Origin of the sequence: Bradyrhizobium sp. SZCCHNRI3052 (assembly GCF_032484895.1) — a bacterium.
Classification (GTDB): domain Bacteria; phylum Pseudomonadota; class Alphaproteobacteria; order Rhizobiales; family Xanthobacteraceae; genus Bradyrhizobium.
Genome location: NZ_JAUETW010000005.1, coordinates 39,009 through 55,906, shown reverse-complemented (window position 1 = coordinate 55,906; position 16,898 = coordinate 39,009). Strand labels below are relative to the sequence as shown.

The 16,898-nt window shown below is 65.2% G+C and carries 10 protein-coding genes and 2 pseudogenes; 5 read left to right on the top strand and 7 right to left on the bottom strand.

What is annotated here, in order from left to right:
• Positions 1-112: 112 nt before the first annotated feature.
• From QW887_RS16045 to murJ, 3 genes are all read right to left on the bottom strand, one after another.
• On the bottom strand, positions 113-562 hold the full coding sequence (locus tag QW887_RS16045; protein ID WP_316167171.1) for a cytochrome c: 450 nt from the start codon (positions 560-562) through the stop codon (positions 113-115).
• Between the two features lie 130 nt (positions 563-692).
• Entirely contained in the window at positions 693-3,002 is a 2,310-nt protein-coding gene (locus QW887_RS16040) for a xanthine dehydrogenase family protein molybdopterin-binding subunit (protein ID WP_316167172.1), read from the bottom strand.
• Between the two features lie 151 nt (positions 3,003-3,153).
• Positions 3,154-4,683, bottom strand: coding sequence for a murein biosynthesis integral membrane protein MurJ (murJ, locus tag QW887_RS16035; protein ID WP_316167174.1), 1,530 nt, complete (start codon positions 4,681-4,683; stop codon positions 3,154-3,156).
• Positions 4,684-4,954: 271 nt separating this feature from the next.
• Between murJ and QW887_RS16030 the strand changes: the two genes are divergently transcribed.
• The 4 genes and pseudogenes from QW887_RS16030 (at position 4,955) to QW887_RS16015 (ending at position 9,768) form a co-directional block, all read left to right on the top strand.
• Complete coding sequence (locus QW887_RS16030) at positions 4,955-5,311, top strand: helix-turn-helix transcriptional regulator (RefSeq protein ID WP_316167175.1); 357 nt, start codon at positions 4,955-4,957, stop codon at positions 5,309-5,311.
• 92 nt (positions 5,312-5,403) lie between these two features.
• Positions 5,404-6,167 (top strand): annotated as a pseudogene (locus tag QW887_RS16025) (IS5 family transposase).
• 522 nt (positions 6,168-6,689) lie between these two features.
• On the top strand, positions 6,690-7,253 hold the full coding sequence (locus QW887_RS16020) for a transposase (RefSeq protein WP_410051894.1): 564 nt from the start codon (positions 6,690-6,692) through the stop codon (positions 7,251-7,253).
• Positions 7,254-7,548: 295 nt separating this feature from the next.
• Positions 7,549-9,768, top strand: coding sequence for a tetratricopeptide repeat protein (locus QW887_RS16015; protein ID WP_316167179.1), 2,220 nt, complete (start codon positions 7,549-7,551; stop codon positions 9,766-9,768).
• A gap of 269 nt (positions 9,769-10,037) precedes the next feature.
• Here QW887_RS16015 and QW887_RS16010 read toward each other — a convergent pair.
• From QW887_RS16010 to QW887_RS16000, 3 genes and pseudogenes are all read right to left on the bottom strand, one after another.
• Positions 10,038-11,117 (bottom strand): annotated as a pseudogene (locus tag QW887_RS16010) (IS5 family transposase).
• Between the two features lie 239 nt (positions 11,118-11,356).
• Positions 11,357-12,508: a DegT/DnrJ/EryC1/StrS family aminotransferase gene (locus QW887_RS16005; RefSeq protein WP_316167181.1), complete on the bottom strand. Its 1,152-nt coding sequence runs from the start codon at positions 12,506-12,508 to the stop codon at positions 11,357-11,359.
• 55 nt (positions 12,509-12,563) lie between these two features.
• Positions 12,564-13,571: a Gfo/Idh/MocA family oxidoreductase gene (locus tag QW887_RS16000; protein ID WP_316167183.1), complete on the bottom strand. Its 1,008-nt coding sequence runs from the start codon at positions 13,569-13,571 to the stop codon at positions 12,564-12,566.
• Positions 13,572-13,931: 360 nt separating this feature from the next.
• On the opposite strand from QW887_RS16000, the gene QW887_RS15995 reads away from it, so the two are divergent.
• The gene (locus QW887_RS15995) at positions 13,932-14,642 is read left to right on the top strand and encodes a DUF1223 domain-containing protein (RefSeq protein ID WP_316167184.1); all 711 of its coding nucleotides are present in this window, start codon (positions 13,932-13,934) and stop codon (positions 14,640-14,642) included.
• A gap of 11 nt (positions 14,643-14,653) precedes the next feature.
• On the opposite strand, the gene QW887_RS15990 is transcribed toward QW887_RS15995, so the two are convergent.
• Positions 14,654-16,873, bottom strand: a complete 2,220-nt coding sequence (locus QW887_RS15990; RefSeq protein WP_316167186.1) for a tetratricopeptide repeat protein — start codon at positions 16,871-16,873, stop codon at positions 14,654-14,656.
• Between the last annotated feature and the right edge of the window lie 25 nt (positions 16,874-16,898).

The window sequence follows — 16,898 nt, the reverse complement described above, 5'->3', positions numbered from 1 at the left end:
GGCGATCATCACCGGAGCTCGGCGGCGCCGTGATACGTCAGGACGCCCGCGCGGCGCAAACAAACGGGGGCGGACGCCATGTCGCGTCCGCCCCCGTTTATGGCTGGTCAGATCAACTGTTCTTGAGACGGAAGGTCTCGTGACAACCGCCACATTCCTTGCCGATGCCCGGCGCGGTCGCCTTCAGGCTGTCGAGATCCTTGATCTTGGCCTTGGCCTCGGTGACGACCTTGCCGAAGCTCTCGATCCTGGCCTTGAAGCCGGCCTGGTCTTCCCAGATCTTCGGCGACGGACCGTAATCGCCTTCGAACTTGGCGCCCTTCAGGCTCGCCGGATACATCGTCGGCAGCTTCTTGGCGGTCTCCTCGAGCTGCGCCAGAGCGGCATTGACGGCGGCCTGATCATACGGCTTCTCGCCCTTGACCATCGCGATCAGGACACCGCCGAGGTTCTTGGCGTTGGCCTTCATCGTGTCCTGGCTATGCTTGACCAGATCCTGCTGTGCCATCACGGCGCCGGCCCCTAGCAGCAAAGCTGCGACAGCCACGACAGTCCGCTTCATCAATTCGCTCCTTTGTTGTCACAATCCCGTCCAGCCCACCTGGACGGGTCGCTTGGGTGGTCAACCCCTCAGCCGGCGGGTTATTCCGGAATTGAGGCGGATATCGGAGGAGATCCGGGGGGGAGAGTACTCAGAGACTATGACGGCGATGCTGCTCCCGGATCGCGATCCAGACGCGCTCCGGGGTCGCAGGCATGTCGATGTGATCGATCTTGTACTCGCGCCAGAGGGCTTCGACGATCGCGTTGACGACGGCCGGACAGGAGCCGATCGCGCCCGCTTCGCCGGCGCCCTTGACGCCCATCGGGTTGGTCTTGCAGGGCACGTTGTGGGTCTCGAAGGTAAAGGACGGCGCGTCGGCGGCGCGCGGCAGTGCGTAGTCCATGAAGCTGCCGGTGACGAGCTGAGCGTCGGAGTTGCTGTAGACCACCTGCTCCATCAGTGCCTGACCGATGCCCTGCACCGCACCGCCATGCACCTGGCCGGCCAGCAGCAGCGGATTCAGCGTCACGCCGAAATCGTCGACGATGACGTAGTTGACGATCTTGATGATGCCGGTCGCCGGATCGATCTCGACCTCGGCCACATGCGTGCCGTTCGGATAGGTGCCATCGGCGCTGGCGAAGGCGGCGCTGCCGTTGAGCTTGGCGGGATCTGTGCCCGGACGCTTGGCGAGATCGGCGAACGAGATCGCGCGGTCGGTGCCGGCGACGCGGATCACGCCGTCGGCGATCTCGAGATCGCCGAGGCCGGCTTCGAGTGCTTCCGCCGCGATCTGCTTGAGCTTGTCGCCGAGCTCATGGGTGGCCCGCTGCACGCTGACGCCGCCGGAGGGAATCGAGGCCGAGCCGCCGGTGCCGAGGCCGGTCGCGATTTGGGCCGTGTCGCCCTGATGGATGTGGACGCGCTCCGGCGGCAGGCCGAACTGCTCGGCGACGATCTGGGCATAGGCGGTCTGGTGGCCCTGCCCGCTCGACTGCGTGCCGATCAGGATCGTCACGTCGCCGTTGGGATCGAGCCGCACATTCGCGGTCTCCTCGCCCATGGTGCCGCAGACCTCGACATAGCTCGCGAGCCCAATGCCGCGGATCAGCCCGTGCTTCTTCGCAGCCTTGGCGCGCTTCGGAAACTCCTTCCACTGCGCGATCTCCATCGCGCGCTTGAGGTGCGCGTTGAAGTCGCCGGAATCATAGACCTTGCCGGTCGCGGTCTTGTAGGGCAGCGCGCGCGGCGGAATGAAGTTCTTGCGCCTGATCGCATCGACGCTCATGTCGAGCTTGCGCGCGCAGGCATCGACCAGGCGCTCGATGACGTACGCTGCCTCGGGGCGGCCCGCGCCGCGATAGGCGTCGACCGGAACGGTGTGGGTGAAGATCGTGCGCACCCGGCAGTGGAACGCCTGGATGTCGTAGAGGCCCGGCAGCATGCCGGCGCCGCCGTGCGGGATGTAGGGCGCGAAGGTCGAGAGATAGGCGCCCATGTCGCCCATCAGGTCGACGTCCATGGCGAGGAACTTGCCGTCCTCGGCCAGCGCCATCTTTGCCGTGGTGACGTTGTCGCGCCCCTGCGCGTCGCCCATGAAATGCTCGGAGCGGTCGGCGGCCCAGCGCACCGACTTGCGCAGCCGCTGCGCGGCGACCGCGAGCAGCGCATACTCCCGGTAGGGAAACAATTTTGTGCCGAAGCCGCCGCCGACGTCGGGGCAGATCACCCGCATCTTCTCGGTCGGGATCTTCAGCACGTTCTGGCAGAGGATGTCGCGCAGCCGGTGGCTGCCCTGGCTGCCCGCCGTCAGGGTCAGATGATCGCGCTTGGTGTCGTATTCGCAGACCGCGGCGCGCGTCTCCATGAAGCTCGCCACCACGCGCGGATTGACGATGCGGATCTCGGCCACCGCATGCGCTTTCGCGAAGGCCGCCTCGGTCGCGGACTTGTCACCGATCGAAACGTCGAACAGCACGTTGCCCTTGTGTTCGGCCCACACCTGCGGCGCATCCGGCTTGATCGCGTTCACGACGCCGGTCACGGCCGGCAGCGTCGTCCACTCGACCTTGATCGCCTCCAGCGCGTCGCGCGCGTGATCCAGCGTATCGGCGACGACGAAGGCGATGGCATCGCCGACGTGGCGCACCTCGTTCTTGGCGAGGATCGGATAAGGCGGCGCGGTGAACGGATCGGTCTCGAGATTGAACAGGCAGGGCAGTCCACCGAGCTCCGCGGTGTCGGCGGCGGTCAGGATCAGCGCCACGCCCGGCAAGAGCCGCGCCTGGGTGACATCGAGGGTGAATTTGGCATGGGCATGCGGCGAGCGCAGCACCAGCGCATGCAAGGCGGCAGCCGGCGCCAGATCATCGGTATAGCGGCCCTTGCCGCGAATCAGCGCGTCGTCCTCTTTCCGGAGAACGCTTTGTCCGACGCCGAACTTGATAGGAGCTGCCATCTGGTTTCACTTCCCGCTTGCATTGTCGCGACTATTGGACGGCATATTGCAGCGGAACGAAGACTCGCGCAAACGCCATATGGCCGCCCCTGGACCACGCGCGGTCAACTCTCCGCAGGCATGCCACCAGCTCGATGCTGCAGCGCAAACGTCAGCGCCGCACCAGCGCCTTGAGCCAGCGCGGGCCGAACAGCACCAGAATGGCGCCGGCATAAATGACGGCCCCCACCACGATCAACAGGCCGAGAACGACTTCGTCCTGCAAGCGGCCGAGCGAAGCGAGATGGGCCGATGCCACCAACGCCGTCGCCCACAGCGCCGCCGCGAGCACCACGCCGGTTCCGGCAAATTTCAGCAGCGACATGGTGAGCCGCCGATCGAACCGCAGATAGCCCTCGTGCACGGCGAAGCCGAGCACGAGCAGCAGGTTGATCCAGGCGCCGACGGCCGTCGCCAGCGCGAGGCCGACCTGGGCGAGCGAGCCCATCAGCAGCACCTTCAGCACGACGTTGGCGGTCAGCCCGGTGAGCGAGGCCTTCACCGGCGTGGCGGTGTCCTTGCGCGCGTAGAAGGTCGAGACCGCGCTGCGGATCATCACGAACGGAATGAGGCCGACGGCATAGGCGGCGAGCGTCGCCCCCGCCGCCGCCGCATCGCCCTTGGTGAAGGCGCCGCGGGCGAACATCGCCCGCGTGATGACGTCGGGCACCGCGAGGAAGGCGGCGACGAACGGCGCCGAGAACAGCAAGGTGAACTCGAAGGCGCGGCGCTGCTGCTCCATGGCCCCTTCATGATCGTTCGCCGTCAGCCGCCGCGACATTTCCGGCAGCAGCACGGTGCCGATGGCGATGCCAATCACGCCGATCGGCAACTGGTTGAGACGGTCGGCATAATACAGCGCCGAGATCGCGCCGGCGGGGAGGAAGGTCGCGATGATGGTGTCGGCGAACATCGCGACCTGCGTGCCCATCGAGCCGAGCGTCGCCGGCCCCAGCGCCTTGAAGAAGGCGCGGATGTCGTCGTCGAGCTTGAGCGGCGCAAAGCGCGGCAGGCCACCGTGGCGGGCGAGGTCCCCGGCGAGCAGGAAATATTGCAGGAAGCCAGAGATCAGCACGCCCCAGGCCGCGGCATGACCGACGCCGGGGAAGAACGCCGCCAGCGCCAGGGTCGCCATCATCGCAAGATTGAGGAAGATCGACGCCGCCGCCGCGCTGGCGAAACGCTGCATCACGTTGAGCATGCCGCCATACAGCGTCACCAGCGTGATCAACAGCAGATACGGAAAGGTGATGCGGGTCAGCGTGATCGCAAGCTCGCGCTGCGCAGGATCGTCGGTGAAGCCGGGCGCCAGGATTGTCATCGCCTGCGGCATGAACACCCACGCGAGGACCAGCAGCACGATTTGCGAGGCCAGCAGCAGGGTGAAGATGCGGTCGGCAAACAGGCTCGCCGAGGCCGGCCCCTTCTCGCCATGGACATGCGCATAGGCCGGCACGAAGGCCGCGTTGAACGCCCCCTCGGCGAAGATCGCCCGGAAATGATTCGGCAGCCGGAACGCGATGAAGAACGCGTCGGCGACGGGCCCGGCGCCGAGGATCGCCGCCAGCATGATGTCGCGGGCAAAGCCGGTGAGGCGCGACAGCAGCGTATAGCCGCCGACGGTGAAGATACGTCCGAGCATGGGGGCTTCTAGAGCATTGGGGGGCGGGTTTGAAGCGGAGAACGCGGGCGATGCCTGCTTGGGGCTAAAATGTGGCGACAGGCTCGCTGTCACCTCGCCCTGCTTGCGGGGAGAGGTCGGATGGCATCGAAGATGACATCGGGGTGAGGGGGACTCTCGACGGGCGCGGTCTGCGAAGCAGCCCTCACCCTATCCCCTCCAGCCGTTCCGAGTGGTATTCACAGAGATGAACGACACGGCCAACGTCCTCGGTGCCGGCTGAGAGAGCACCATGCCCCACGTCAGAGCCAAAGCCCCCAACGGCGACGGCATCGTGATCGTGCCGGAGGCCGACTACGACCGGATGATCGAGGAGCTCGAAAACCTCCGCGACAGCCTGATGGCCCGGTGCACGCTCCGCGAGAGCGAGAGCGGCGAGGAGGAGATGCTGACCTCGGCCGAGGCCGACGAACTCCTGGCCGCAAAAACTCCCCTCGCCTTCTGGCGCAAGAAACGCGATCTGACCCAGGCCGCCCTCGCCGATGCCGCCGGCATCTCCCAGGCGTTCCTGTCCGAGATCGAGAGCGGCCAGAAGCCCGGCACTGCCGCAACATTGAAGAAGATCGCCAAGGCGGATCACAGTCGATGATTTGATCTAGGTCATGTACTCATAAATGGATTCCGTTAGCTGGCGAACGGTGATTCACTCCCCTTAAGTGATTTTTTTTGGGGGGGGTGGACATGGCGCGGTTTGACCTGAGCGATCGAGAATGGTCTTTGATCAAGCCCTTGCTGCCGAATAAGCCATGCGGTGGCGGTCGGGTCGACGACCGGCGGGTTCTCCACGGCATCTTCTATGTGCTGCGGACAGGCTCGCCCTGGCGAGATCTTCCGGAACGCTATGGTCCTTACACGACGGTCTATAACCGCTTTAACCGCTAGGCCAAGGCAGGCGTTTGGGTCCAGATTTTCGAGGTGCTGGCAGCTCGCTCGCCGCAGTCGATGGCGCTGATCGACAGTTCCATCGTCCGCGCCCATCAGCACGCCGCTGGGGGTAAAAAGGGGGCGAGGATCACGCCATTGGCCGCTCTCGTGGAGGACTGAGCACCAAGATCAATGCGGTCGTCGACGAGAACGGATTGCTGGTCCGGCTGACGCTAACCTCGGGGCAGGCCCACGATCTGCGTGCCGCGCCATTTCTGCTCCAAGGGCTAAAATGTCGTGATGTCGTGGCCGACCGCGGTTACGACGCCGACGCCCTCCTGCACATGATCAGAGCTGGCGGAGCTAGGGCTTATATTCCTTCCACCAGCCAGCGAGTAGTCCAACGTTCCGTCAGCCGACGCATCTATGGCCAGCGCAATCTCGTTGAGCGGTTCTTCTGCAAGCTTAAGCATTTCAGGCGCATCGCTACCCGCTTCGATAAGCTCGCACGCAACTTCCTCGCCGCGGTAGCTCTTGCCTCAGCACGCCTCTGGACAAGTGTTTATGAGTCCACGCCCTAGCCCGTAGGGCGGGATTAGCGCAGCGTAATCCGCCGCGCCCAGCGCAAAACTTCCAACGACATTGCATGTTCGTCCAGATCGTCTGGCGAGAGTATATGGACGTTGCCCATGCAAGCATTTGGCGAGCGAAATCGAGCCCAGCATGACGGCGGATTACGCTCCGCTAATTCGTGACGCAGTCGTACTGATACTACTGAGTACCGCCCCACGCTCGCGAAAGCATCGGGGACGGAGTTTAAAGCGGCGAACGCGCAGAAATTCCGCTCAGGGCCGAAGTGCGGCGGTTCGAGTTGCACTCTTGTGTCTTCGAAATCTGCCAGGATGTGCGAACGGGCGGTTCTGACCAACCGCCCGTCGCTGGATCTGAGCCCGATTGTGCTCAAAGGCCCTTTTGGAGCCTGTCGGGGAGCGTGGGACAGGTCCGGTGTCTTCCTTCAACCCGAACAGTTGCACGGGCTTCGAGTCCGCACCTTGCAAGGAAGGGAGCCGGATGATGGCACAGAATGATCTCGTTGTCGCGGTATCGATGTCGCCAAGGATAAGGTCGATGCTGGTACCCGAGCGCTTGGGTCCAAGCAGATGTTCGAAAGGACGGATGAAGGCCGGCGCGACTTCGTGGCGTGGCTGCGCCGGAACAAGATCGGCAAAGTCGTGATGGCGGCCAGCGGCGGCTATGGGAGTGGGCCAAGCTGGCGCGGGGCCGCCAAAGTCGACGTTCGTATCGTCGACCCAAAGCGGGTGCGGAGCTTCGCTCGATCGGCCGGGCGCCTGGCCAAGAACGACAGCATCGATGCGGACACGATCGCCTGGTTCGCCGAGACCTTCAATGAAGCTGCGGGTCAGGCCTACGATGCGGCCCGAGAAAAGCTTCAGCAGATGGTCAATACGCGCCAGGCAACGAAGGACATACTGGTTGGACTGACGAACCAGGGCGAGCATGAATTGCCTGTGGAAGTGCAGCGTCTGCACACGCGATTAGCCAAGGTGATCAGCACCGAGTTGAGCAAGCTCGAGGCCGAGATATCCGCCTTGATCGACAACACTGGCCTCCCGAAGCTGAGGTCAAGTTTACGCTGCTGCGGATAGCACGGCGTGGACGACGGTGGCTCCTCCACTGGTGTGGAGGGCGGGACGCAACGCACAGCTCCGGCACAACGCGCCGCGAGACCGTGACCGCGCGTCTGAGATTGGGCGTCCTGTGATGCGCCTGATGGGATGAGTGACCGATCGATGCAGCGCCCGTTGCTGGCATTCGCCGTCTCCCCCCTCCCCACCGCATTAACCAGCTGCTAACCATGTCGCGGGCAAGATCTGCCGCGCCGCGCTACGCAGCTGCGGCCGCTCGAATCGTCGCCGTCTTTGGCCGCACGGAGAAACAGCCTTGAGCACCGTAGGTTCGCGCGCCTTCCAGAAAGCCCGACAGGAGAAAAAGCAGAAGAAGCTCGCCGAGACGCTGGCACTGGCGTACAGGGCCTTCCAGGCCGGACGCCAGGCGGAGGCGCAGGCGCTGTGTGCGAAGCTACTGCAAGAGCTTCCGGACTATTTCGACGCCATACATCTGCTCGGCGTCTCACTGGTATCCTCGTCCCGATTCGCCGAAGCGACCGTGTTCCTAACCCAGGCCGTCGCGCTTGAGCCCAACTCGGCGGATGCGCACTCCAATCTCGGCTGGGCGCTGGTCAATTGCGAACGCTATGAAGAAGCGCGCGCCGCGCTGGAGCGATCGCTGGCGCTGAGGCCGAATGCGCCGATCACCCTGCGCAATCTCGCGATCGCCCTGCTGCGTCTGGGGCAGGGCGAGGCGTCGCTCGCCGCCGCGGCGCGTGCCCTCGCGCTCAAGCCGGACGACGTCGACGCCTGGTGCAATCGCAGCGTCGCTGAGCTGATGCTGCGGCGCTGGGACGCCGCCGCCGCCAGCGCCGAGCGCGCGCTGACGTTCAACCCCAGCCATTTCGAAGCCACCGTCAATAGAGGGCTCGCCCATCTCGAGCTGCATCATTTCGAGCTGGCGGAAGCGAGCTTCAATGCAGCGCTTGCCGCTCGACCCGCCCATGCCGAGTTGCTAGCGCATCGCGGCCGATTATACATGATCTCCGGGCGCACGGCCGAGGCCGAAGCCGACTTCGATCGCGCGATCTCGCTCGATCCGGACCTGCAGGTAGGCTGGCAGGGTAAGGCGCAGATCTGGCTGCTCAACGGCAACGTCGCCCAGGCGATGGCGGCCTGCAAGCGTGTGCTCGACACAAATCAGACAGCCCAGGCCGCGCTGACCCTACTCGGCGCCTGCCATGGACGGCTCGGGGACGTCACGAGTGCGATCGCACTGTTCGATCAGGCGCTGGCGGTGCAACCGGACTACGAAGAGGCGATCACAAAGAAGATCTTTTATCTCGATTTCCTGCCCGGCGCCGATTTCGCCGCGCATCAGGCCGCGCGCCGCTATTGGTGGGACATGGTGGGGTCCAGGCTGCCGCGTCGTCAGCTTGCGGCCCGCTCGCTTGACCCCGACCGACGTCTCGTCATCGGCTACGTCTCAGGCGACTTCCGCACCCATTCGGCCGCCTTCGCCTTCTTTCCGGTGCTGCGCGCCCACGAAAAGACGCAGGTCCAAATCAACTGCTATTCCACCTCGCGGTCGCGCGACCGCCTGACCGATGCGTTCCAAGACATCGCCGACGTCTGGGTCGATGCCGCCACCCTGTCCGACGACGAGTTCGCCGATCGCATCCAGGCCGATGACGTTGACATCCTGGTCGATCTCTCCGGCTATACGTTGGGCAACCGGCTGACGGTGTTTGCGCGCAAGCCGGCGCCGATCCAGGCCACCGGCTGGGGCAACGGAACCGGGACGGGCATGCAGACGATGGACGTGCTGTTCGCCGATCCGGTCACAATCCCTCCCGAGGTCCGCCCCCTTTTCGCCGAGCGCATCTACGACCTGCCCTCGCTCAACACGACCGATCCGATCACCGACATTCCGCTGTCGCCGGCGCCGCTGCTGCAAAACGGCCACGTGACGTTCGGCGTATTCAACCGCATCGACAAGATCTCCGACGCCGCGATCACACTGTGGTCGCGACTGCTGCGCGAGATCGAAGGCGCGAAGATGGTGGTAAAGCATCTGGCTCTCGACGATGCGCTGGTGCGCAACGGTCTAATGGCTCGGTTCGCGGCCCAGGGCATGCCGGAGGAGCGCGTAGTCTGCATGGGCGCGAGCGACCGGCGCAGCCACCTCGGCGCCTTTTCCGGGATCGACATCTCGCTCGATCCGTTTCCGCAGAACGGCGGCGCGAGCACCTGGGAGTCACTCTACATGGGCGTCCCGGTGGTCGCCAAGCTTGGCACCAGCGCCTCATCGCGGCTCGCCGCTGGCATCATCCATGCCGTCGGCCTCGACGACTGGATCGCCGCAGATGACAACGACTACGTCCGCATTGCCAAGACCTACGCAGCCCAGCCGGAGCGGATGGCCAGACTGCGTGCCGAGCTGCCAAATCGGATCGCGCGCTCGCCGGCCGGTAACGTCGCTAACTATACACGGTGCGTCGAGGCCGCGTATCGGCAGCTCTGGCGGGACTATTGCGCGAGGTCCGGCGGATGACGCTCACGGCCTCCCAGAGGACGGACGCACATCGAGCTGCGCCTGTGAGGCACACAATCTGTGCAATGACGAGCGGTATAACTACTTACCATGCCGGTTTGACACTGCCGAGCGCGGTGATGCCGCGGTCCTGCTATTTGCACGTGCGGCCCGCCGCAATCTAGCAGTCCGCTGAAATACCCGCATGAGGCCGACGGTTTGACTTTTGAAGTCTGAGCCGACGGGGGCGTTGCGAGGATCGCAAGACCGTCCGCCCGCGAGGGACGGTGTTATGCGGCGATCAGCTTGGGTATCCGAACGAGGTTATAGCCGATCAGGTTGAGCAGGAAGTCGCCAAGCACGCGTTCGCGACCACGGTGCTTGGTTTTGCGCATGGTTCCGTGCTGCTTGCCCCATTCGAAGATGCATTCGACCATGGCCCGGCATGTCTGAGACATGCCGTAACCGGCGTACCGGGTGGCGCGATCGTCGATGGCACTCTGGCGCCCAGTTGGGATTGCCACAGTTGTATTGGGCGACGTGCGGTGTGACATTCATCTTCCGCAGCCTGGCGACGTGCTCGGCGGTGTCATAGGCCTTGTTCTCGCCCACGGTGATGCGTCGGCCATCCTTGTTGGCTTTGGATTTGAGCATGGCTTCCGACGCGGAGCGTTCGGCGGTTCCGTTGGCATGGGTGACACGCCCATCGACCGCCAGGCCGTTCCGGTTCTCCATGGTGACGTGGCCCATGTAGCAGAGTCGGGCTTCCTTGCCCTGCGCCTTCCGATACAGTCGGCTGTCGGGATCGGTCACGCTGGCATGGGTGTCGTTCTTGCGCTTCTGGCCGTGGAAGTTCGTACCATCGTCGCCGTCGTCCGAGCCATCCTTCGGCCGGAAACTCTTATGCGAGGCCCAGGCCTCGATCAGCGTGCCGTCCACCGAGAAGTGCTCGCCGACAACAGCGGCTTCACCTCGGGATGGTTCAGCAGCTTCGCCATGAACTTGGCGAACACCTCGCCGTTTTCAAGCCGGGTACGGTTCTTCGTGAATGTCGTCGGGTCCCACACCCGATCGTCCGGCGCCAACCCCACGAACCAGCGGTAGAGCAGATTGTAATCCAACTGCTCCATGAGCTGACGCTCAGAGCGGATGCCGTAGAAAACTTGCAGCAGCAGAGCGCTGAGCAATTGCTCGGGCGGGATCGAGGGGCGGCCTTCCTTCGAGTAGAGCGCGCCCAATGCACGGTTCAGGTCGCGAAGAACGTCTCGCACCAGCTCCCGGATCTTGCGCAGCGGATGATCCTTTGGAACACGCGCCTCCGGCGAAATGTACGAAAACAGCCCGCCCTGATGCTCGAACTTGCCTCGCATCCGCGCCTCCGAGACTCGCTAAGATCGGTGAATCACAAAAATCCGACAAAAACGATAGTTTTTCAGCGGACTGCTAGTACCCACTTTCCCTGGCACGTTAGTCATGATTCAACATCGGCATGGTACCCGAAGCAAGAGAAGATAGACCGCCCATTCACGCCCCATAGGGACAGGATTGTCGTTTCGGACCATCAGCGGGGCAGATCAGCTGCCTGCGAGCCCGCAAGCTAGCGAAGACCTCAGCCCGCCACAGCGCCGCGGACGACGTCGATGATGCGAACCTGCGTCGGCTCGTCGAGATAGGCGTGCATCGGCAGGCTGATGACGTCGGCGGAGAGCTGCTCGCTGACCGGCAGGCCGCCATCGACGCTCGGGAAGATGCGGTACGCCGTCTGCTGATGCATCGACTTCGGATAGTAGATCGCGGTCGGAATGCCCTGCGCCTTCAGCGCGGCGGCGAAGGTGTCGCGGTCGACGCCCTTGGGCAGGCGGATGGTGTATTGCGCCCAGACCGAGGTGCAGCCGTCAACGAGGCGCGGCACCTTCACGACGTCGGCCAGCGCCGCCGTGTAGCGCTCAGCGACAACATTGCGCGCGGCGATCTCGTCGTCGAAGATCCTGAGCTTCTCGAGCAGCACCGCGGCCTGGATGGTGTCGAGCCGCGCGGTGAGGCCGAGGCGGACGTTGTCGTATTTGTCGCTGCCGCCGCCATGGGCGCGCACGCTGCGCAGCCGCTCCAAGAGGCCAGCATCGTCGGTGAGGATGGCGCCGCCGTCGCCGAAGCAGCCGAGCGGCTTGGCCGGATAGAAGCTGGTGGCGGTCGCGAGCCCGAAGGTGCCGATGCGGCGGCCCTTGTAGCTGGCGCCAAAACCTTGGGCGGCGTCGTCGAGCACGAACAGCCCTTCGTCCCCAGCGATCGCGGCGACCGCATCATGGTCCGCGCTCTGCCCGAACAGATCGACCGGAATCACAGCCTTCGGCTTGAGGCCGAGCCGCTTCGCGGTGGCGATGCCGCGGCGGAGCGAGGCCGGATCGATGTTGAAGGTGTCCTCCAGCACGTCGACGAACACAGGCGTGGCGCCGGTCAGCGCCACCGCTTCGCCGGTGGCGCAGAAGGTGAAGGACGGACACAGCACCGCGTCGCCCGGGCCGATACCCTGGGCCATCAGCACCATCAGCAGCGCATCGGTGCCGCTGGAGCAGCTCACGGCGTATTTGGCGCCGCAGAATTCAGCCAGCTCCTTCTCGAGCTGGATGATTTCGGGGCCGCCGAGAAACTGGCAATGCGCGAGCACGCGGGCGACGGCGTCATCGAGCGACTTGCCGAGCCGCTGGCGCTGCGCGGCGGTGTCGATGAACGGAATGGGCTGATGACGCAGGTGCTGGTTCATGAGCTCTGACACATGTTCGCAAACGTAAATGAGGATGAAGCGAAGGCCGGGCCGGCTAGCCGGCCGCGCGCAGCTTGGTGGCGGCGGCCTCGGCCGGACGATGGCTCGAGGTTTCCAGGCACTGCGTGGCGATCGCCAGACTCGCGACGCCCTCGTCGCCGGTGACGGCGGGCGACGTGCCCGAGCGCACCGCATGCAGGAATGCAATCAGCTCGGCGCGCAGCGGCTCGTCATGGCCGACCGGGAGATGCCGCATCGAGTAGCTGCCGTCCGGCTTGAAGCCGAAGCATTCGGTGACCTGGCGCGTCAGCAGGTCGCCCATGATGTACTTGCCGCGCGTCGCCACGGTGACGTTGCGCGCCTTGAACGGCGTCAGCCAGTTGGTGTTGATGTGGGCCAGCACGCCCGAGGCGGTGCGGAACTGCAGAAGCGCGATGTCCTCGCGCTCGGCCACCGCGCTGGAGAGTTGCGGCTGCACCTCGATGATGTCGGACTCGGTGAACCAGCGGATGAGATCGATGTCATGCACGGCGAGGTCGATGACGACGCCGACATTGGACATGCGCGGCGGGAACGGGCCGACGCGGGTGATCGCGATCGACAGGATGTCCTCGCCCGCGATCGCCTTCTTGATCGCGGCAACCGCCGGATTGAAGCGCTCGACATGGCCGATCATCAGGGTGACGCCGGCGCGGTGCGCGGCCGAGACGATCTCCTTGCCTTCCTCGACCGTGGAGGCGATCGGCTTCTCGACGAGCAGATGCACCTTGCGGGCGATGCAGGCGAGCGCGAGCTCGTGATGCAGATGGGTCGGCGCGGCGATCGTCACGGCGTCGACGCCCTCGGCGACGAGCTCATCGAGCGTCTCGAAGGTCGGGCAGCTCGCAAGCTCGGTGACGCGGCTGCGATGCGCCGGCAGCGGATCGACGACGCCGACGAGGTGCACGTCGGGCAGACCGGCGAGCACGCGGGCATGATTGCTGCCCATCACGCCGGCTCCAATCACGCCGACTCGCAGCGCCTGCCTCAGCTCGGCCTTGTGGCCCGCCCCCTTGGAACTCATGTCATCGACCCCATCAATGTCCCCGGATTGCGACGTCACGGATTGGCCGCAACGGTTAACGAACGGCAAATCACCGGTCGAAGCTCTCCTAGCATGCCGCTTGAAGCGAGGCGAATGCGGAAACCTTTTTCAGGACACGATTTGATTCAGAAAGTTACATCGGGTGCGGACGAAAAGCGCTGTCTTTTGAACGGCGTGCACGATGCCCTTCACGTGTGGCGAGCGCCCTGCTCACGCGTCACGACAGGCCGCGAAGGTAACCGTCGATGCGTCTTCACGCCTGCGTGTTGGCTACGGCAGGAGGTAACACGGTGGATCCCGCCGGCGAAGGAGATCACGTCACATCGCGGGAGAACACCCATGACCCTCAGCCTCGCTTCGCTCCGCTACGCCTCATCCTTCGCCGTGCTGCTCGCCTCGCTTGCCCCGTGGTCGCCGTCGGCGGCCGCGGTGGATCGCCTTGTCGTCATCGAGCTCTTCACCTCGCAGGGCTGCTCCTCCTGCCCGCCTGCAAATGCCTATCTGAACGAGCTGGTGCGGCAGCGCCGCGACGTGCTGCCGCTCGCCTTTCACGTCACCTATTGGGACCGGCTGGGCTGGAAGGATCCATTCTCGTTGCCGGCCGCCACCGACCGCCAGGCCCGCTACGGCAGCCGCTTCGGCGACGGCTCCTACACGCCGGAGATCGTCGTCGACGGGGTGACGGGTCATGTCGGCTCGAACAGGGCCGAGGTGGGAGCCGCGATCGATCGCGCCAGGGGCGCGAGCGCGACGGCGGCGCGGCTCAAGCTCGCGCGCAATGGCGACAGGCTCACGGTCGAGGTCGGCGGCGGTGAAGGACGCGGACGCCTCCTCCTGGTCGGCTTCGATCATCGGCACGAAACGGCGATCCGCCGCGGCGAGAATGGCGGCCGCACGCTGGAGGAGCTCAACGTGGTGCGCTCGGTGCGTCCGCTCGGGGATTGGAGCGGCACCGCGCTGCGCCTCACCGAGCCGATGCCGGAGGGCGAGGATGCCGCCGTGATTCTCGAAGCGGCGGACGGGCGCATCGTCGGCGCGGCGCGCTGGTAGTTGCGGAACGGTCAGGCGGAGGTGCAGTACCGGCGCCAGAACTGACGGTACCCCTCCTCGACCTTGCGCGTGTAGGTCTCGACATTGCCGGCGGCGGAGCTCAGGATCATCTGTGGGAGCTCCGCACGCAGCTTCGCCAGGCCCTCCGGATCGCCGGCATGACGGTGTGCGATGGCGAGGTAGCCTTCATCGTCCTCGGCGGCCCAGTCGCCGAGGCCGACCGCGGTCACGACCGCACCGCCGGCGCGCGCCGACGGCGTCGACCCGAGCTTGGTGATGACGGGCACGCCCATGTGCAGCGACTCCCAGGTGCTGGCACCACCGTTCTGCGGGAAGGGGTCCAGCGACATGTCGATCGCAGCGAATTCCGCCAGATGCTCGTTGCGCGCGCTGGAGCCGAGACAACGGACGCGCTCCGCGGCGATGCCATGGCTGACGAAGCGACCGATCAAGGTGTCCCGCAGATAGGCGTCATCGAGCGCACCGTTCTTGATGATGATCCTCGCGCTCGGCATCTCCTGCAACAGCCTCGACCACACGGCCAGCGCGGCGTCGGAGATCTTGTCGATGCGGTTGAAGACGCCAAAGGTCACGTAACCGTTCCGCAGCATCGGCAGCGGCGTTTGGGCGACGCCGACGATCGCATCCATCGTCACCATGCACGGCAGATCGTAGATCTGCTCGGCGAAGAGGTGCCGGACCGCCGGCGGAATCGAGACAGGGTCGGCCAGCACGTAGTCCATCGTTGGCAGTCCAGTGCCGGTCGGATGCCCCCAGGCGCTCGCCTGGATCGGAGCCGGGCGCCGCGCAAAAACCGCAAGACGATTGCCGGCCGAGTGGCCGGAGAGATCGACCAGAATATCGACATTGTCGGCCTCGATCCGGTCGGCCAGTTCGTCGTCCGCCAGCTGGCAGGCATCGACCCAGCCGTCGGCGAAGGACATGAACTGCTCCGTCACGCCATCGCGCAGCGGCGAGCTGGAATAGCAGATGACCCGAAAGGCCTTGTGGTCATGCAGGCGGAGCACCGGCATGAACGAGAGCGCCGCCGAATGGCTCCGGAAGTCTGACGACACGTAACCGACGATGATCAGCCGCTCGGGATCGAGGTTGCGGTCCTTGAGATGACGGCGGGGCAGCGCGGCGCCGATCCGGTCCCACCATTCGCGTCGGGCCGCCTGCTGCATGGCGAAGTCAGCCTCGGCAATGAAATCGAGCGCGAAGATCTTCTTGAGGATAGCGTCCTCGAATGTCGGATTGATCTCGAGCGCGCGGTCGAAATGCTGCATGGCGCCGGCCGTGTCGCCCTGCTTCGCCAAGCACGTGCCGAGCCAGATCAGCGCCACCTCCGACGCCGGATTCTGCTCCAGCACCCGCTTGCAGGCGAGCATCGCCGGAGCGATCCGCTCGGTGAGCACGCAGACATGCGCCTTGCCGAGCAGCGCCGCCTCGAGCCCGGGGTCGGTCGCCAGCGCGGCATCGAAATCGGCCTCGGCCTCGGCGAACCGTCCCATCTGCACATAGAGGCGGCCACGCTGCGCGATGACGGCCGCCGTGCCCGGCTTCATGGCAAGCGCGACGTTGAAGGCGGCGAGCGCCTGCTCGAGGTGCCGCAGATTGATGCTGACCAATCCCTTGCCGAAGGTCGCCTGCATGTGCCGCGGCGCCAGCGCCAAGGCGCGGTCGAAGCTCTGTCTGGCCTCCTCGTTGCGCAGCAGGAGCAGTTGCGCCATGCCGCGATTGCAGTAGGCGTCGGCGAAGTCGGGCTTCAGCGCGATGGCGCGGTCATGCACCTCGATCGCCTGCGCGAACAGCTGCATGTTCATCAGGGTGTTGCCGAGGCTCGTCAGCGCGGTGGCGAAATTGGGCTTGAGCGCGACGGCGCGCTCCTGCACCGCGCGCGCCTCCTCGTAGCGCTTCATGCTGAACAGCACGAGGCCGAGATTGGCCAGGGCCTCGGCATTGCGCGGCTCCACCGCGACGGCGCGGGTCAGGGCCTGCTCGGCGAGGTCGAGCCGACCGCTATCGAGCGCCGAGGCGCCGAGAAGGTGAAGAGCGTCGAAATGATCGGGCACGAGGGCCAGCGCCTGACCGCAGATGGCCTGGGCATCGGCATGCCGGCCCGCCCTGTAGGCCTCGACGGCCTTCGGCAGCAGGCCGTCGGCCTGCTTGCGGTTCTTCTTCTGCAGGCGCGCGTTCTGGAACGCGCGCGATCCGATCGTGCTTTGCAAGGAAGCTCTCCGGCGTACGACGTCC